The sequence below is a fragment of the Mycobacterium heidelbergense genome (assembly GCF_010730745.1).
Classification (GTDB): Bacteria; Actinomycetota; Actinomycetes; order Mycobacteriales; family Mycobacteriaceae; genus Mycobacterium; species Mycobacterium heidelbergense.
Window position 1 is genome coordinate 4,086,151 of sequence record NZ_AP022615.1, and the last position, 17,162, is coordinate 4,103,312.

At 70.9% G+C, this 17,162-nt stretch carries 16 protein-coding genes; 7 read left to right on the top strand and 9 right to left on the bottom strand.

Annotation, left to right across the window (positions count from 1 at the left end):
• The first annotated feature begins 26 nt into the window (after positions 1–26).
• Entirely contained in the window at positions 27–1,403 is a 1,377-nt protein-coding gene (locus G6N25_RS19135; RefSeq protein ID WP_083077509.1) for an HNH endonuclease signature motif containing protein, read from the top strand.
• 4 nt (positions 1,404–1,407) lie between these two features.
• Here the strand turns inward: G6N25_RS19135 and G6N25_RS19140 are convergent, their stop codons facing one another.
• On the bottom strand, positions 1,408–2,331 hold the full coding sequence (locus G6N25_RS19140; RefSeq protein ID WP_083077510.1) for a TIGR01777 family oxidoreductase: 924 nt from the start codon (positions 2,329–2,331) through the stop codon (positions 1,408–1,410).
• Between the two features lies 1 nt (position 2,332).
• Positions 2,333–4,081: a 2-oxoglutarate dehydrogenase, E2 component, dihydrolipoamide succinyltransferase gene (sucB, locus tag G6N25_RS19145; RefSeq protein WP_163672485.1), complete on the bottom strand. Its 1,749-nt coding sequence runs from the start codon at positions 4,079–4,081 to the stop codon at positions 2,333–2,335.
• Between the two features lie 185 nt (positions 4,082–4,266).
• Between sucB and G6N25_RS19150 the strand changes: the two genes are divergently transcribed.
• Positions 4,267–6,039: an SDR family oxidoreductase gene (locus tag G6N25_RS19150; RefSeq protein ID WP_083077396.1), complete on the top strand. Its 1,773-nt coding sequence runs from the start codon at positions 4,267–4,269 to the stop codon at positions 6,037–6,039.
• On the opposite strand, the gene G6N25_RS19155 is transcribed toward G6N25_RS19150, so the two are convergent.
• Together G6N25_RS19155 and G6N25_RS19160 are read right to left on the bottom strand one after the other, a co-directional pair.
• Positions 6,036–6,392: an aminopeptidase gene (locus G6N25_RS19155; RefSeq protein WP_083077395.1), complete on the bottom strand. Its 357-nt coding sequence runs from the start codon at positions 6,390–6,392 to the stop codon at positions 6,036–6,038. The genes G6N25_RS19150 and G6N25_RS19155 overlap by 4 nt on opposite strands.
• Positions 6,393–6,594: 202 nt before the next feature.
• On the bottom strand, positions 6,595–8,151 hold the full coding sequence (locus G6N25_RS19160) for a leucyl aminopeptidase (RefSeq protein ID WP_142272884.1): 1,557 nt from the start codon (positions 8,149–8,151) through the stop codon (positions 6,595–6,597).
• A gap of 113 nt (positions 8,152–8,264) precedes the next feature.
• On the opposite strand from G6N25_RS19160, the gene gcvT reads away from it, so the two are divergent.
• Positions 8,265–9,374 carry a glycine cleavage system aminomethyltransferase GcvT gene (gene gcvT, locus G6N25_RS19165; protein WP_083077393.1) on the top strand — a complete coding sequence of 370 codons (1,110 nt, stop codon included), beginning with the start codon at positions 8,265–8,267 and terminating at the stop codon, positions 9,372–9,374.
• A 53-nt stretch (positions 9,375–9,427) separates the two neighbouring features.
• Positions 9,428–10,534: a branched-chain amino acid aminotransferase gene (locus tag G6N25_RS19170; RefSeq protein WP_083077392.1), complete on the top strand. Its 1,107-nt coding sequence runs from the start codon at positions 9,428–9,430 to the stop codon at positions 10,532–10,534.
• Positions 10,535–10,598: 64 nt separating this feature from the next.
• On the opposite strand, the gene G6N25_RS19175 is transcribed toward G6N25_RS19170, so the two are convergent.
• The 4 genes from G6N25_RS19175 to G6N25_RS19190 are packed head-to-tail and all read right to left on the bottom strand — an operon-like array spanning position 10,599 to position 13,611.
• A complete protein-coding gene (locus G6N25_RS19175) occupies positions 10,599–11,336 on the bottom strand; it encodes an adenosylcobinamide-GDP ribazoletransferase (protein ID WP_083077390.1) in 738 nt (245 codons plus the stop codon).
• Positions 11,333–12,379 carry a nicotinate-nucleotide--dimethylbenzimidazole phosphoribosyltransferase gene (gene cobT / locus G6N25_RS19180; RefSeq protein ID WP_163672625.1) on the bottom strand — a complete coding sequence of 349 codons (1,047 nt, stop codon included), beginning with the start codon at positions 12,377–12,379 and terminating at the stop codon, positions 11,333–11,335. The genes G6N25_RS19175 and cobT overlap by 4 nt, the downstream gene beginning before the upstream one ends.
• Positions 12,376–12,912, bottom strand: a complete 537-nt coding sequence (locus G6N25_RS19185; RefSeq protein WP_083077387.1) for a bifunctional adenosylcobinamide kinase/adenosylcobinamide-phosphate guanylyltransferase — start codon at positions 12,910–12,912, stop codon at positions 12,376–12,378. Before G6N25_RS19185 ends, cobT begins: the two co-directional genes overlap by 4 nt.
• A gap of 27 nt (positions 12,913–12,939) precedes the next feature.
• On the bottom strand, positions 12,940–13,611 hold the full coding sequence (locus tag G6N25_RS19190) for a DUF3043 domain-containing protein (RefSeq protein ID WP_083077398.1): 672 nt from the start codon (positions 13,609–13,611) through the stop codon (positions 12,940–12,942).
• Between the two features lie 191 nt (positions 13,612–13,802).
• On the opposite strand from G6N25_RS19190, the gene G6N25_RS19195 reads away from it, so the two are divergent.
• Both G6N25_RS19195 and G6N25_RS19200 read left to right on the top strand, forming a co-directional pair.
• A complete protein-coding gene (locus G6N25_RS19195; protein ID WP_163672628.1) occupies positions 13,803–14,879 on the top strand; it encodes a glycerate kinase family protein in 1,077 nt (358 codons plus the stop codon).
• 59 nt (positions 14,880–14,938) lie between these two features.
• Entirely contained in the window at positions 14,939–15,295 is a 357-nt protein-coding gene (locus tag G6N25_RS19200; protein WP_083077384.1) for a HesB/IscA family protein, read from the top strand.
• 7 nt (positions 15,296–15,302) lie between these two features.
• Here G6N25_RS19200 and G6N25_RS19205 read toward each other — a convergent pair whose 3' ends face one another.
• Positions 15,303–15,983, bottom strand: a complete 681-nt coding sequence (locus G6N25_RS19205) for an Rv0361 family membrane protein (RefSeq protein ID WP_083077382.1) — start codon at positions 15,981–15,983, stop codon at positions 15,303–15,305.
• A 178-nt stretch (positions 15,984–16,161) separates the two neighbouring features.
• On the opposite strand from G6N25_RS19205, the gene G6N25_RS19210 reads away from it, so the two are divergent.
• Positions 16,162–17,136, top strand: coding sequence for a carbohydrate kinase family protein (locus G6N25_RS19210; RefSeq protein WP_083077381.1), 975 nt, complete (start codon positions 16,162–16,164; stop codon positions 17,134–17,136).
• The last annotated feature ends 26 nt before the right edge of the window (positions 17,137–17,162 follow it).

Here is a 17,162-nt window from a genome sequence, read left to right on the forward strand (position 1 = left end):
TCGGTGGGCTTCGATAGTTTCGGGTCATGGCTGGCAGCGGGGTTGTGGATCGGGAGGCGATCACGGCTGCCTTCGACGCCCTGGATGCCGCGGTTGATCGGGTGGCGGCGCTGAATTGTGAAGCGCTGACCACTCCGGAGTGGCTGGCCTGGCTGCAACGCTGCGAACGGGTGCGCCGGCGGTTGCCCGCACTTGAACACGCACCCATCAACCATCTGGCGCGCCAGGCCACGGCTGAGGAGTTGGGTGGCACGCTCTCGCATGCGATCGCCGAGTGGGCGTTGATCACCCGCGCTGAGGCGGGTCGGCGCATTCACGAGGCCGCCGATCTGGGGCCCCGCCGCGCGTTGACCGGGGAACCGTTGGCGCCGGTGCTGGCCGCGACCGCAGCCGCCCAGCGTGACGGGAAACTGGGGGGCGCGCAGGTGGCGGTGATCCGCCGGTTCTACCACCGGCTGCCCGGTTGGGTTGACGCGGCGACCCGCGAACGCGCCGAAAAACACCTAGCCCGGCTGGGTACCCAGCATCGACCCGAACAACTCGGTGCGCTGGCCGACACCCTCGCCGACTGTCTGAACCCCGACGGCCTGTATAGCGACGGCGATAGAGCGCGGCGGCGCGGTGTCACGTTGGGTAAACAAGAAGCCGACGGCATGTCCGCACTACACGGCTGGCTCACCCCCGAAGCCCGGGCCACGTTGGAGGCCGTGTTCGCGAAGCTGGCCGCCCCCGGCATGTGCAACCCTGACGATCAGGCCCCCACCGTGGACGGGGCGCCCAGCCAAGAGGTGATCGATAAAGACACCCGCAGCCCGGCGCAACGCCAACACGACGCGCTGCTGGCCGCCCACCGCGCCCTGCTCGCCTCCGGCAAACTCGGTAAGCACAACGGCCTACCCGCGTCGATCATCGTCACCACCACGCTGGCCGAGCTCGAGGCCGCCGCCGGGCGGGGTCTGACCGGTGGGGGCAGCATCCTGCCGATGTCGGATGTGATCCGCCTGTCCCGGCACGCCAGGCACTACCTGGCGATCTTCGACAAAGGCAAAACGTTGGCGCTGTATCACACCAAGCGGTTGGCTTCGCCCGCGCAGCGGATCGTGTTGTACGCCAATGACCTTGGCTGCACCGCCCCGGGCTGCACCGTGCCCGGGTATTACTGCGAGGTGCATCACGTCGAGCCCTTCGCCGTCTGTGGCTGCACGGATGTGAACAACCTGGCCTTTGGGTGTCCCACCCAACACCACATCGTGCAACCCGGGGGCTGGAGCACCCGCAAAAACACCCACGGCGACACCGAGTGGATACCGCCGGCCCACCTCGACCGCGGCCAACCCAGAACCAACACCTACTGGCACCCCGAAAAACTCCTCCACCACGACCAAGACGACGACGACCCGTAGCGCCCTAGTCGTGGTCGCGGCGGGCGGTCGCATACTCGAGCGCCTCGCCAATGGTGTTGTGGTGGAACTGGAAACCGGCGCGCTCGAGCGCGGACGGGATGGCCCGCTGCCCGATGAGCAGCCCCTCGTCGGCGAACTCTCCGAGCGCGGCCCGCACCGCGATGCCGGGCAGCGTCAACGGCGTCGGGCGGTTGACCGCGCGCCCGAACGCGGTGGTGAACTCGGCGTTGGTGACCGGCGCAGGTCCGGTCATGTTGACCGGGCCCGACAGCGACGGTTGTGAGATGGCGAACAGCAGCGCCCGCACCTCGTCTTCGAGGCTGATCCACGACATGTACTGGCGGCCACTGCCCAGCCGGGCGCCGAGTCCCGACGAGAACAGCGGCCGCATCCGGCGCAGCGCACCACCGGACCGGGCCAGCACCAGGCCGGTGCGCGCCAGCACCACCCGGGCGCCCGCGTATTGAGCCGGCAGCGTGGCGGCTTCCCAGTCCTCACACAGCTGGGCCAGGAAACCCGTTCCGGCCCGGTTGTTTTCATCGACCACACGATCCTTGGTGTTGCCGTAGTACCCCACGGCGCTGGCGTTGATGAGCGTCCCCACGCCGGCCTCGGCGACGGCGTGGGCCAGCACCTCGGTGGGAGCGATGCGGCTGTCGCGCAGACTCTGCTTGAAGGCCCCCGACCAACGGCGCTGGCCGATGTTGACACCGCACAGGTTGACGACGGCGTCGACGTCGACCAGCGAGTCGGCGTCGAACTCGCCGCTGTCGGGATTCCAGTGCAGCTCACCGGAATTCGACGGCGTCCGGCGCACGATGCGCAGCACCGGATGGTCGGCCGCGCGCAGCGCCGCGGCCAGCGCGGAACCGATCAGGCCGGACGAACCCGCGATCGCGATGACGGACTTATGACCAGCTCGAGCCACGTCACAGCCCTAGGTCGGCCTCGAACGCTCCCTCTTCGAGCCGGTGTTTGATGGTGGTGAGGAAACGTCCGGCGTCGGCCCCGTCGATCAGCCGATGGTCGTAGGTCAGCGGCAGATAGCACACCGACCGGACCCCGATCGACTCGTTGCCGCTGTCATCGACGATCACCCGCGGCCGTTTGACGATCGCGCCGGTGCCCAACATGGCGGCCTGCGGCGGAACCAGGATCGGGGTGTCGAACAGCGCGCCCTGGCTGCCGATGTTGGTGATGGTGAACGTGCCACCGGACAGCTCGTCGGGCTTGAGGTTGCCGGACCGGGCTCGCGCGGCGATGTCGGCGATCGCCCGGGCCAGCCCGGCCAGCGACAGGTCGCCCGCGTTGTGGATGACGGGGGAGAGCAGGCCCTGTTCGGTGTCCACAGCGAAGCCGAGATGCTCGGCGTCGTAGTAGGTGATCTCCTTGGTGTCCTCGTTGTAGCTGGCGTTGATGTTGGGATGGGTCTTGAGGGCGTCGATCACGGCCCGGGCGATGAACGGCAGGAAGGTCAGGTTCACCCCCTCGCGCTCGGCGAACGCGGCCTTGGCCCTGGCCCGCAGCCCGACGATCCGGGTCATGTCGACCTCGTGGGTCTGGGTGAGCTGGGCCGTGGCCTGCAGGGATTCGCGGGTCTTGGCCGCGGTGATCTGACGGATCCGGCTGGCCTTCTGCGTGGTGCCGCGCAGGTGCGCCAGCGCGGGTGCCGGGGCGGGGGCGGCCTTGCCGGAGTCCGCGACCGGCGCGGCGGTGGGAGCCGGCGCGGCGGGGGGCGCTTTCTTGGCGTCCCGTTGCCGGGCCTTGTCTTCGGCCGCGGCGAGCACGTCCTGCTTGCGGATGCGACCGCCCACCCCGGTGCCCTTGATCTCGGCGAGGTCGATGTCGTTCTCGGTGGCCAGCTTTCGCACCAGCGGGGTCACGTACGGCGCGCCCTCCACGGCGGCCGGCTGGGGCTCCGGCGCAGGCGCGGGCGCCGGTTCGGGCTTCGCCTCAGCCTTGGGTTCCGGTGCGGGCTCGGGTTTGGGTGGGGGCGCCGGCTCGGCTTTGGGCGCCGGCGCGGGGGTGGGCGCGGGAGCGGAGGCGGCCTCGGCACCGACGCCGATCCGCGCCAACTCACCGCCCACCGGCACGGTGGCGTCTTCGTCGGCGGTGATGCTGATCAGGACGCCGGCCACCGGCGACGGGATCTCGGTGTCGACCTTGTCGGTGGACACTTCCACCAGCGGCTCGTCGACCTGAACCGAATCCCCGACCTTCTTGAGCCAGCGGGTCACGGTGCCCTCGGCCACCGACTCGCCGAGCTCGGGCATCAGCACCGGCTGGGCGTCACCGGAACCAGCCGCCGGCGCAGCGGTGGGAGCCGGCGCAGTGGGCGCCGGCGCTTGCGGGGCCGGCGCCGCGGGCTCGGGCTCGGGTTGAGCCTGCGGTTCCGGCTGACTGGGCGCGGCCGATTCGGGCCGGCCCTGAGGCTCCTCACCGGCGTCGCCGATGACGGCCAGGTCGCCGCCGACCTCGACGGTGTCGTCCTCCCGGGCGATGATCTTGGTCAGCACGCCCGCGGCCGGCGACGGGATTTCGGTGTCGACCTTGTCGGTCGACACCTCGACGAGCGGCTCATCGAGTTCGACCGTGTCGCCTTCCTGTTTGAGCCAGCGCGTGACCGTCCCCTCGGTGACGCTCTCACCGAGTGCCGGCATCTGGACGGAGAAGGCCATCTCTTCTGACTCCTCGATCGCTCGTGGGTCGGGGCAAGTCGACACCTGGCTTACCAGATGTCCGAAACCATCCTGTCATTGCTCGTGCACCCGCACACATCCAGGGCGGACCGCGCTCGGGCACCGGGCCGGACCCGGCGCGCTTGCTACGGTGTGGCCACTGCCAGTCAGAGCGGGGAGGTCCGATGCCGGCACTACACCAGGCGCCCCAGCGGTTCGTCGACAGCGCGGACGGCGTGCGCCTCGCGGTCTACGAAGAGGGCAACGGCGCCGGCCCGACCGTCGTGTTGGTGCACGGCTTCCCCGACTCGCACGTGCTGTGGGACGGCGTCGTGCCGCTGCTGGCCGAGCGGTTCCGCGTCATCCGCTACGACAACCGCGGCGTCGGCATGTCGTCGGTGCCCAAGCCGGTATCCGCGTACGCCATGGCCCGGTTCGCCGACGACTTCGCCGCGGTGATCGGCGAGCTCAGCCCCGGGCGGCCGGTGCACGTCCTGGCCCACGACTGGGGCTCGGTCGGCGTGTGGGAGTACCTGAGCCGCCCGGGCGCGAACGACCGGGTCGCGTCGTTCACGTCGGTGTCCGGCCCGAGCCAGGACCAGCTCGTCGACTACATCTTCGGTGGCCTGCGGCGGCCCTGGCGCCCGCGAACCTTCGCGCGGGCCGTCAGCCAGGCCCTGCGGCTGACCTACATGGCGTTCTTCTCGATACCGGTGCTGGCGCCGCTGGTGCTGCGGGTCGCGCTGTCCCTCGCGCCGGTGCGGCGGAACATGGTCGACAACATCCCCGGCGAGAAGATCCATCACTCCGCCACGCTGGCCCGCGACGCCGCGCACTCGGTAAAAACCTACCCCGCCAACTACTTTCGCTCGTTTTCCGGGAAGCGGCCGATCCACGTCGTCGACGTGCCGGTGCAGCTCATCGTCAACACCCAGGACCGCTACGTGCGGCCCTACGGGTACGACGGCGCGGCGCGCTGGGTCCCGCGGCTGTGGCGCCGCGACATCAAGGCGGGCCACTTTTCGCCCATGTCGCACCCGCAGGTGATGGCGGCCGCGGTGCACGACGTCGCCGACCTGGCCGAGGGCAAGCGGCCGAGCCGCGCGCTGCTGCGCGCGCAGGTCGGGCGTCCCCGCGAGGCGTTCGGCGACACCCTGGTCGCGGTCACCGGCGCCGCCAGCGGCATCGGCCGGGCGACGGCGTTCGCCTTCGCGCGCGAGGGCGCCGAGGTGATCGTCAGCGATATCGACGAGGCCGCCGTCAAGGAGACCGCCGCCGAGATCGCGGCGCGCGGCGGTGTGGCGCACCCGTATGTGCTCGACGTGTCGGACGGCGACGCGGTCGAGGCGTTCGCCGAGCGGGTCAGCGCCGAGTACGGCGTCCCCGACATCGTGGTCAACAACGCCGGCATCGGGCACGCCGGCGGGTTCCTGGACACGCCCGCCGAGCAGTTCGACCGCGTGCTGGACGTCAACCTCGGCGGCGTGGTGAACGGTTGCCGGTCGTTCGGGCGGCGTTTGGTCGAACGCGGCACCGGCGGCCACATCGTCAACGTGGCCTCGATGGCCGCGTACGCTCCGCTGCAGTCGCTGAGCGCCTACTGCACCTCCAAGGCCGCGGCGTACATGTTCTCCGACTGCCTGCGGGCCGAGCTCGACGCCGCGGATGTCGGGCTGACGACGATCTGCCCGGGTGTCATCAACACCAACATCATCAACACCACCCGCTTCGACGCGCCCGCGGGCAAGGGCGAGGACGTCGACGGCCGGCGGGGCCAGCTCGGCAAATTGTTCGCGCTGCGCCACTACGGGCCGGAGAACGTCGCCAACGCGATCTTGTCGTCGGTCAAGAAGATGAAGCCGATCCGCCCCGTCGCGCCGGAGGCGTACGCGTTCTACGGCATTTCCCGGATCGCGCCGCAGGCGCTGCGCAGCACCGCGCGGTTCAAGGTGATCTAAACCGTCTGATCTAGACCCGATCCAGTGCCCGCCGATCGCCGGACCAGCAGCGCGCCGCCGACCGCGACGACCCCGACGACCGCCAACGGGATGGTCCACATGCGCCGGCCGCTGACCGCCGACTGGCATTGCGCCACATAGTCGGTGTGCGGGAGGACTTGGTTCAGGATCGGAATGTTCGCACCGTTCTTGTCGTTGGCGCTTCGCGCGGCGGACAAATCGGCGGCAACCCCGTTGCCGCACGAGATCGAATTGCCGTTGGGGTCCGATACGGAAACCGGTACCAACAAGCCGATGACGCCGGCCAGCAAAAGCGCGGCACCCACCGCGATGATCAACCGTCGCGCAGTCACTATTCGTCTCCCGTCCAACGTCGGTCTGGTACAGGCTTAATAACCACTGGCCGCGAAACCTAAACCGACGGTCGCCGGCAGCCGCCTCGGGTCGCCGAGCGTCACGCCAGCGTGGCGTTCGGCGAGCGGCGTCACGCTGGCGTGACGCTCGGCGAGTGGGGAACGCGTGACGCCAGGTGAGGGGGAGGCGAGGCGGGGGAAGCTAGCCGTTGTCGGCGATGTCTTCCAGCACGGCGAACATGGTCCGGGTGGGGACGCCGCTGGCGCCCTTGGGCGTGTATCCCCACGCGCCGCCGGTGTTATAGGCCGGGCCCGCGACGTCGATGTGCGCCCAGCTCACGCCGTCGGCGACGAACTCGCGCAGGAACACCCCGGCCACCAGCATGCCGGCGTAGCGCTGGCCGCTGACGTTGGCCAGGTCGGCCACCGTGGACTTCAGGTCGTCCTTGAGCTCGTCGGGCAGCGGCATCGGCCAGCCGTTCTCGCCCACCCGCTGCGAGATCGCCGCGACCCGGTCGCGGAACTCGTCGCTGCCCATCACCCCGGGGATGCGGGCGCCCAGCGCCACCGTCTGCGCGCCGGTCAGCGTGGACGTCTCGATCAGATAGTCCGGGTGGTCCTCGCACGCCCGGACGATGGCGTCGGCCAGGATGAGCCTGCCCTCGGCGTCGGTGTTGAGCACCTCGACCGTGGTGCCGCCGTACTGCGTCAGCACGTCGCCCGGGCGCTGCGCGGTGGCCGACGGCATGTTCTCGGCCATCGGCACGGTGGCGATCACGTCGAGGGGCAGCTGCAGCCGCGCGGCCAGCACCACGGTCGCGATCACCGCGGCGGCGCCACCCATATCGGAGGTCATGTAGTGCATCGAGGCGGCCGGCTTGATCGAGATGCCGCCGGTGTCGAACGTGACGCCCTTGCCGACCAGCGCAACTCGCTTCGCCTGCTTGGGCCTCTTGGCCAGCTTCGAACCGCGATGGATCAGCCGAACCAACCGAGGCGGGCGCGACGAGCCCTGGCCGACGCCGATCACCCCGCCGTAGCCGGCCTTCTGCAGCGCCTTGTCGTCCAGCACCTCCACCTCGAGGCCGGTGGATTCACCCAAAGCCTTTGCGCGCCTAGCAAATTCGGCGGGAAACAGGTGGCTGGGCGGGGTGTTGACCAGGTCGCGGGCCGTGGCCACCGCGGTCGCCACGGCCGCCCCGTGGCCGGCCTGCTTCTTGGCGTCCTTCGAGGTGGCCAGCACCGTGATCTTGTGCAGCCCTTTGTCTTTCGGCGCCGTCCTGTCGGTGCGAAAGGCGGTGAACCGGTAGCCGCCCAGGATCAGGCCCTCCACGACGGCCGAGGCGATGTCGTCACCCGGTAGTTCGGCCAGGGTGGTGATCAGCGCCTCGGCGCCGTTCAGCGAGCGCGCCGCCACGCCGGCGGCGCGACGGACGGTGTCGGCGGGCCACTCCGATCGCGGCTTGCCCAGGCCGATCGTCGCGACGCTGGCCACCGGCAGCGACGGGATCACCAGCCGGTGCACCTGTTCGCTGCCGCCGGTGGCCGCCAGCGCCCGCAGGCCGGCCTCGATCTCGGCGACGGCTTCGGGAGGCAGAAACGGCCCGGCCGCGGCGACAACCGCGCCAGGCGTGTCCTCGTCGCCGGTCGATACGACCGGCACCAGCAATACCGCGGAACCCGCGCCGCGCTTCGGCAGCGACGCGGCGACCTGGACGGATGGGATGGCGGGGGCTTGATAAGCCGGTTCGGTGGTCACGGCCAACCACCCTAAATCACCGGCGGCGGGGCCGGGCCCGCCAGCGTCCCCGCGGCGCGGACCGGACACCTCCCCAAGTGCGCCGGCGGCCGCGCCGATTAGGGTGGGGCGTCGTGACCGATGGGCTGTTGCACGGACCGCTGGAAGAACGCCATCGCGAGCTTGGCGCGAGCTTCGCCGAATTCGGCGGCTGGCTGATGCCGGTGTCCTACGCCGGAACCGTCAGCGAGCACAACGCCACCCGCACCGCGGTCGGCCTGTTCGACGTCAGCCACCTCGGCAAGGCGCTGGTCCGCGGGCCGGGCGCCGCGCGCTTCATCAACTCCGCGCTCACCAACGACCTGGGCCGCATAGGCCCCGGCAAGGCCCAATACACGCTGTGCTGCACCGAATCCGGCGGCGTCATCGACGACCTGATCGCCTACTACGTCGACGACGACGAGATCTTCCTGGTGCCCAACGCCGCCAACACCGCCGCCGTGGTCGACGCGCTCAAGGCGGCCGCTGAGGCCGGTTTGGGGGCCGGCCTGACGATCACCAACGAGCATCGCTCCTATGCGGTGCTGGCCGTGCAGGGCCCACGGTCGGCCGACGTGCTCGACGCGCTGGGCCTGCCGACCGGCATGGATTACATGGGCTACGCCGACGCCGTGTACTCGGGGGTGCCGGTGCGGGTGTGCCGCACCGGATACACCGGCGAGCACGGCTACGAACTGCTGCCGCCGTGGGACTCCGCGGGCGTGGTGTTCGACGCGCTGCACAAGGCGGTCTCAGGCGCCGGCGGGCAGCCGGCCGGCCTGGGCGCCCGCGACACGCTGCGCACCGAGATGGGCTATCCGCTGCACGGGCAAGAACTTTCGGTCGACATCTCGCCGCTGCAGGCCGGATGCGGCTGGGCGGTCGGCTGGAAGAAGGACGCGTTCTTCGGCCGCGACGCGCTGCTGGCCGAAAAGGAGGCCGGGCCGCGGCGGCTGCTGCGGGGCCTGCGGATGGTCGGCCGCGGCGTGCTACGGCCCGGCCTGACGGTGCTGGCCGGGGACACGCCCGTCGGGGTCACCACCTCGGGAACGTTCTCCCCGACACTGCAGGTCGGCATCGCGTTGGCGTTGATCGACACCGGCGCGGAAATCGACGACGGGCAGCGCGTCACCGTCGACGTCCGCGGCCGCGCGGCCGAGTGCGACGTCGTGCGCCCGCCGTTCGTCACCCTGAAAACGCGTTAGCCGACCGTCCACGTGGCAAAAACCCGGTGGCGCGCGGATATACAATCGGCCCCATGACCAGCGGCTCACTCGAGTTCACGGTGATGCGCGCGTCCAGTCCCGCGACCGACACCGAACGTGAATCAATCCTGGCCGAACCGGGTTTCGGCAAATACTTCACCGACCACATGGTGTCGATCGACTACGCCGAGGGCCGGGGCTGGCACAACGCGCGGGTCATTCCGTACGGCCCGATCGAGCTGGACCCGTCGGCGATCGTGCTGCACTACGCGCAGGAAGTCTTCGAAGGTCTCAAGGCCTACCGCTGGGCGGACGGCTCCATCGTGTCGTTTCGCGCCGAGGCCAACGCGGCCAGGCTGCGGTCGTCGGCGCGGCGGCTCGCGATTCCCGAACTGCCCGAAAGCCTGTTCATCGAATCCCTGTGCCAGCTCATCGCCGTCGACAACGCCTGGGTGCCGCGGGCCGGGGGCGAAGACGCGCTGTATCTGCGGCCGTTCGTCTTCGCCACCGAATCGGGACTGGGCGTGCGTCCGGCCAAGCAGTACCGCTACCTGCTGATCGCCTCGCCCGCCGGCGCGTACTTCAAGGGCGGCATCAGCCCCGTCACCGTGTGGGTGTCGACGGAGTACGTGCGGGCCAGCCCGGGCGGCACCGGCGCGGCCAAGTTCGGCGGCAACTACGCGGCGTCGCTGCTGGCTCAGGCCCAGGCCGCCGAAAACGGTTGCGACCAGGTGGTGTGGCTGGACGCCGTCGAACGCCGCTTCATCGAAGAGATGGGGGGGATGAACCTGTTCTTCGTGCTCGGCAGCGGCGGATCGGCGCGGCTGGTCACCCCCGAGCTGTCCGGCTCGCTGCTCCCGGGTATCACGCGGGATTCGTTGCTGCAGTTGGCCATTGATGCCGGGTTCTCCGTCGAGGAACGCAGGATCGACATCGACGAGTGGCAGAAGAAGGCCGCCGCGGGCGAGATCACCGAGGTGTTCGCGTGCGGCACCGCCGCCGTCATCACCCCCGTGTCGCGGGTGAAGTACGGCGACACCGAGTTCACCATCGCCGACGGGCAACCGGGCGAGGTGACGATGGCGCTGCGCGACACGCTGACGGGGATCCAGCGGGGCACCTTCGCCGACACCCACGGCTGGATGGCCCGGCTGGGCTGAGCCGCCCCGCGAGCAGACAGAGAATCGCCCATTTTCGCGCGAAAATGGGCGATTCTCTGTCTGCTCAGCCGTGGAGTCCGGCGAGCGTCACCGCGGCCACCGTCGTCGTCAGCTCGATCGCGGCGCCCAGCACGTCGCCGCTGACGCCGCCGAACCGGCGCACGCAGTGTGCCACCAGCGCCGCGCCGCAGCCCACCGCGACCAGGACCGCCACCGGCCCCTGCCACGGCCGGGCACCCGCCAGCGCCGACACCGCGAGCAGCACCGCCACCCAGGCGGCCACCACCGGCGCGGGCTGGGTCCCGGCGACCCGGGCGCCCAACGCGCTGCCCTCGGCCGCCGGCACCGACCGGCGGCACGCCAGCACCGCGGCGACCCGGCCGGCCAGGACCGCCACGAGGATCCCCGCCGGTCGCAGCGCCGAGAAGGCCAGCCCCTGCAACAGGATCACCAGCACGACGGCGGCCACACCGAACGGACCGGTCGACCCGTCGCGCATCACCGCCAGCGCGCGTCGCGGCGGGCCGTAGCAGCCCAGCCCGTCGGCGGTGTCGGCGACGCCGTCGATGTGCAGCCCGCGGGTCGCGAGCAGCAGCGCCGCCACGGCCAGCAGCCCGGGCAGCGGGCTGGCCGGGCCGAAAGCCCATGCGCCGCAACACGTGACGGTCGCGGCCAGGGCGCCCAGCGCCGCGCCGACCACCGGAAGGGCGGTCATGGCTCCGCGGCCCATCGGCGCGCCGGCGGACCGGGGGAGGGGCAGCACCGTCCCGAACACGAAAGCCGTTGCCAGAGAGCGCATCACGGAGCAGGCCCGGCCACGCCGGCCTCGGTGAAGGTCGCCATCGACGACAGCGCGGACACCGCCGCGCGCAGCACCGGCAGCGCCACCGCGGCGCCCGTTCCCTCGCCCAGCCGCATCCGCAGGTCCAGGATCGGGTCCAACTCGAGCGCCGCCAGGGCCAGCGCGTGGCCCGGCTCGGTGGACCGGTGGCCGGCCTGCCACCAGTGCCGGGCGCCGGGCGCCAGGCGCTCGGCGACCACCGCGGCGGCCGTCACCGCCATGCCGTCGAGCAGCAACGGGGTGTGCCGCACCGCGGCCTGCGCGCAAAAGCCCGCCATCGCGGCCAGATCCGCGCCGCCGCAGCAGCGCAGCAGCCCGACGGGGTCGTGCGACACGGGCCGGGCCCGAAACAGGGCGTCACGCACCGCGGCCGTCTTGCGTGCCCATCCCGCGTCGTCGATCCCGGTCCCGAAGCCCACCACCGCGACCGGCTCGGCGTTGGTCAGCGCCGCCACCAAAACCGTTGCAGGCGTGGTGTTTCCGATCCCCATGTCGCCCGCGATGAGCAGGTCGGCGCCGGCGTCGACCTCCTCGTCGGCGATGGCCCGGCCCGCGGCGATCGCGGCGACGGTCTCGTCGTGGGTCAACGCGTCCCGCACCGTGATGTCGCCGCTGCCGCGCCGCACCTTGTGCGCGCCGATCCGCTCCGAGGCCGCCCCGGCGTCCACAGATAAATCCGCGATCCGCACCGTTGCCCCGGCGACGTCGGCCAGCGCGTTGATCGCCGCCCCGCCCGCGTCGATATTGGCCACCATCTGGGCGGTCACCTCCGGCGGGTACGCCGACACCCCCGACCGCGCGACGCCGTGGTCGCCCGCGAAGACCACCACCCGGGCGCGCTGGAATTGCCTTGGCGGACAACGCCCCTGGCACGACGCGACCCACACCGACAGGTCCTCGAGGCGGCCCAGGGCGCCGCGCGGCTTGGTCAGGGTGTCCTGGCGGGCGCGGGCGGCCGCTGCGGCGCCCGCGTCGGGCGGCGACACTGGCGCGAATTCCATCAGGTTCCCGGCGGCTTGATCGGCATGGCCTGCCCGGCGACCACCAGCACCACCCGGTCGCACAACGCGGCGACCCGCTGGTTGAGGTCGCCCAATTCGTCGGCGAACCGGCGTCCGGACGTGGTCGCCGGCACCACGGTCAGCCCCACCTCCGGGCTGACCAGCACCAGCGTGGAACCGAATGCGCCCACCGCGGCCAGCAATTCGTCAACCGGGGCCGCCACCGACCCGTCGTCCCACGCGTGGTTTCGGTCCAGCGTGCCGGTCAGCCAGCCGCCGAGGTCGTCGACGAGCGTCGGGGTGTCCGGCGCCTGCCGCAATTGCGTTGCGACGTCGCCGGTTTCGACCGTGGACCACTGCGCGGGCCGGCGATCGCGGTGCCGCGCGACCCGCTCCGCCCAGGCCGCATCGCCGTGGCCGGCCGGCCCCGGGGCGAGGTAGCGGACCGGCGCGCCCGGTGGCAGGGTTTCGGCGATGGCCCCCTCCGCCCACCGGGACTTGCCCGACCTGATCCCGCCGAGCACCAGAGTGCGCACTGGAGTCAAACGGCTTTCGGACGCCGCTCAATCAACACTGCCGCCGCGCTCGACCTGGGGCCGCGGTGCCCGCATCCGGCGCATTTGGGAAGCCCGGCCCGCCGCGTAAATGCCCAGTTTCCAACGGCTTTCGACGTGATCCGGGAACTTCGCGTCGACCAGCCTGCTCACCTTGCGGCCCAGGATGAGCCCGTCGACGCCCATCACCAACATCAGCACCAGCATCACCGGGGAGGCATAAAGCTGGACCTGCGGGAGGGCGAACATGCCGAACAGCAGGGCCAGGGTCGCCGGCATGAACAGGCCCAGGACGTTGCGCCGGGAGTCCACCACGTCGCGCACGTAGCGCCGCACCGGCCCCTGATCGCGCGGCAGCAGGTATGCCTCTTCGCCGGCCATCATGCGTTCCCGGCGATCGGTCATCCGGGCGCGGCCGGCGGCTTTCTGGGCCCTGCGCTCGTCGCGGCTGAGCTTGGGGCCGGCCAGCGATTTGCGCCGGGCCCGCGCCTCGGATGCGGTCATGGGCGCCGGCGCGACCGGGCCCTTTTTCGCGTAGCGCCCGGCCTCGCTGCGCTTGCGCGTGGGCCGACCCTTGGGGCCGGTCCGCCCGGACCCGGGAGCCTGGGTGTCCACCGTGGCCCCGTCGCGGGCGCCGTCGAGGTCGTCGTCATGGCCCTTCTTGCGGCCCATCAGCTTCACAGTGGCCAGGTTACTTCGCCGGTGGGCCACCCCGTAATGCGCCCGGAACACGGCGTTATTGGGCATGCGCCAGCGCATCGCTTGGCCCTACGCTTGACTGTGATGAATGGCGACCTTTGATGGACGATGGCACGATGGCCTCGGATGACGCTGCCGGTGGCCTCGCACCCGGCCGTCTCCGGTTGCCGGCCATGCAGGTCCTGGTGGCGCCGGATTGCTACGGGGACAGCCTGTCGGCCGTGCAAGCCGCCGCCGCCATCGCGACCGGCTGGACCCGGTCGCGTCCGGCCGATCGGTTCATCGTCGCACCCCAGTCCGACGGCGGCCCGGGCTTCGTCGAGGTGCTGGCCAGCCGCCTGGGGAAGAAGCGGCGACTGCGGGTGTGCGGGCCGCTGGACACCACGGTGACCGCCGAGTGGGTGTTCGACCGGTCCTCGTCGACGGCGTATCTGGAATGCGCGCAGGCGTGCGGTCTGCCCCAGCTCGGCGCCGCTCCCACCCCGGAAACCGCGCTGGCGGCCGGCAGCAGTGGGGTGGGGCAGCTGATCGACGAGGCGCTGCGGGCGGGGGCGAAGCGGATCGTGGTCGGGCTGGGCGGCAGCGCGTGCACCGACGGCGGGCAGGGCATGATCGCCCAGCTGGGCGGGTTGGACGCCGCCCGCGAACGGCTGGCCGACGTGGAGCTGATCGCCGCCTCGGACACCGAATACCCCCTGGTGGGGCCCTGGGGCGCGGCCAGGGTGTTCGGGCCGCAGAAGGGCGCGGACACGGCCACCGTCGCGGCGCTCGAGGTCCGCCTCGAGGCGTGGGCGCTGGAACTGGAAGCCGTGGCCGGACGGGACGTCAGCGCGGAGCCGGGCGCGGGCGCCGCCGGTGGCATCGGCGCCGGGCTGCTCGCGCTCGGCGGCCGGTGCGAGTCGGGTGCGGAGATCATCGCCGAGCACACCCACCTGGCCGAGGACCTCGAGGTCGCGGACATGATCGTCACCGGTGAGGGCCGGTTCGACGAGCAGTCCCTGCACGGGAAGGTGGTTGGCTTCCTTGCGGATTCGGCGCGCCCGCTGGGAATTCCGGTGATCGTGCTGGCCGGCCAGGTCGGCCTGGAGAATTCCGCGGTGCGCTCGGCGGGCATCATGTCGGCCCTGTCCATGGCCGAGTACGCCGGTTCGGTGCGGTTGGCGCAGGCCGACGCGGCGAATCAGCTCATGGGATTAGCGTCACAGGTCGCGGCGAGACTCGGGAATAGCGGTCCCGCGATGTACCGTTGACGCAGGGGATCGAACCGAAAGCGGAACCGCCCCCGACGATGAGCCAGGTAGGAGAAGCAATGACGGTGCAAAACGAGTCGACCGCCAAGACCCACGGCGTGATCCTGACCGAGGTCGCCGCTGCCAAAGCGAAGTCCCTGCTGGACCAGGAGGGCCGTGACGACCTGGCGCTGCGCATCGCGGTACAGCCGGGCGGGTGTGCCGGACTGCGCTACAACCTCTTCTTCGACGACCGGACCCTGGATGGCGACCTGACCGCGGAGTTCGGCGGCGTGACCTTGACGGTGGACCGGATGAGCGCGCCCTACGTCGAAGGCGCGTCCATCGACTTCGTCGACACCATCGAAAAGCAGGGGTTCACCATCGACAACCCCAACGCCGGCGGTTCCTGCGCCTGCGGGGACTCGTTCAACTGACCCGGGGCTAGTACGAGCCCCCGGCGCGGAGTACATACGAGCAGACCAGGATCTGGCCGCGCTGGAAAAGCAGCTGGGCCACGCCTTGCAGCTCGCCGCGCGACGGTCCGCCGGTCGCGGGCGCCACGCGCATGGTGAACAGGGCCTGGGCCTGATACTGCGACAGGTACACGATCTTGTCGACCGAGGTCAGCTGCACCTCGGAGAACTGCCTGCGGAAGGCGTCGCTGCTCATCTTCGCCAGCGCCTGGTCGGACCGTTTGTCGCGCACGCCGTCGTACAGGCCGCATAGCGCGTTGCGGACGATGACGTCGCTGTCGCGATGCTCGAGCGCGTCCAGATAGTCCTGAATCGCCGCTTTGGCCGCGCCTTCGGAGAACGCGGTGCCGGTGTTGGCGCCGTTGGTGCGAACCCCGTACGCGATCGCCAGCGTCATCGCGGTCGCCAGCGCGACGGCCACCAGGATGCCGATGATCAGCCCCCGCCTGGACCGCCGCCTCGGGTACGGCACCTGCGGCGGTTGCCCGGGATAATTGGCCGCGGGGGACCCCATATCGCCGGTCGGTGGGGGGCCGAAACCCGGGCCGCCGGGCGCGGATTCATTGGGGAATTCAACCGGACGGGGCTCGGCGTGGGGCGTTGGTCCGTCGCCGCCGACAGTGTGATTCGGCGTGTGCGGACCGGCCATGTGGTTCTCCTACGGTGGTAGACGGGACTGCCCGAGCCTGGGGGTCTCGGCGACTTGGGTGAGTTGCTTGAGTGGTTTCTAGGCAGGCTAGCGCACGACGGGCGGCCGACCGTGACGCGACGACGCTCATTACGCCTGAGTAAGCTAGATAACCTTACTAACGAAGGGTGGAGATTTCGTGACGATCGCGGTGACAGGTTCGATTGCGACCGACAATCTGATGCGGTTCCCCGGCCGGTTTTCCGAGCAGCTGCTGCCCGAGCACCTGCAGAAGGTGTCGCTCAGTTTTCTGGTCGACGACCTGGTGATTCACCGCGGCGGCGTGGCGGGAAACATCGCCTTCGCCATCGGCGTGCTGGGCGGCGACGTCGCGCTGGTCGGCGCGGCCGGCGACGACTTCGCCGACTATCGCGAATGGCTGCGGGCCCACAACGTCAACTGCGACAACGTCCTGATCTCCGAGAGCGCGCACACGGCGCGCTTCACCTGCACCACCGACATCGACATGGCCCAGATCGCGTCGTTCTACCCGGGCGCCATGTCGGAGGCCCGCAACATCAAGCTCGCCGACGTGGTCTCGGCCACGGGCACGCCGGAGTTGGTGATCATCGGCGCGAACGACCCGGAGGCCATGCTGGTGCACACCGAGGAGTGCCGCAGGCTCGGGCTGCCCTTCGCCGCCGACCCGTCCCAGCAGCTGGCCCGGCTGTCCGGGGACGAGATCCGCAAGCTCATCGATGGCGCCAAGTACCTGTTCACCAACGACTACGAGTGGGATCTGATGCTGTCAAAGACCGGCTGGACGGAGGCCGACGTGATGGCGCAGGTCGACCTGCGGGTGACCACGCTGGGCCCCAAGGGCGTCGACGTGGTCGAGCCCGACGGCACCATCACCCACGTCGACGTGGTGCCCGAGACCAGCCAGGTCGACCCGACCGGCGTCGGCGACGCGTTCCGCGCGGGTTTCCTCACCGGCCGCAGCGCGGGTCTCAGCCTGGAGCGTTCCGCGCAGCTGGGCTCGCTGGTCGCGGTGCTGGTGCTGGAGTCGACCGGGACCCAGGAGTGGACCTGGGACCACGAGGTCGCGGCGAACCGGCTGGCCGGCGCGTACGGCGAGGGCGCCGCCGCCGAGATCGCCGCGGTGCTGGCCTAGTCAGCTTGGCGAGCAGACGCGGAATC

Excerpts from the sequence above, each read along its gene's own strand:
- G6N25_RS19135 (WP_083077509.1), top strand. The coding sequence starts at position 27 with ATGGCTGGCAGCGGGGTTGTGGATCGGGAGGCGATCACGGCTGCCTTC.
- sucB (WP_163672485.1), bottom strand. The coding sequence starts at position 4,081 with ATGGCCTTCTCCGTCCAGATGCCGGCACTCGGTGAGAGCGTCACCGAG.
- G6N25_RS19150 (WP_083077396.1), top strand. The coding sequence starts at position 4,267 with ATGCCGGCACTACACCAGGCGCCCCAGCGGTTCGTCGACAGCGCGGAC.
- G6N25_RS19170 (WP_083077392.1), top strand. The coding sequence starts at position 9,428 with ATGACCAGCGGCTCACTCGAGTTCACGGTGATGCGCGCGTCCAGTCCC.
- G6N25_RS19195 (WP_163672628.1), top strand. The coding sequence starts at position 13,803 with ATGCAGGTCCTGGTGGCGCCGGATTGCTACGGGGACAGCCTGTCGGCC.
- G6N25_RS19200 (WP_083077384.1), top strand. The coding sequence starts at position 14,939 with ATGACGGTGCAAAACGAGTCGACCGCCAAGACCCACGGCGTGATCCTG.
- G6N25_RS19205 (WP_083077382.1), bottom strand. The coding sequence starts at position 15,983 with ATGGCCGGTCCGCACACGCCGAATCACACTGTCGGCGGCGACGGACCA.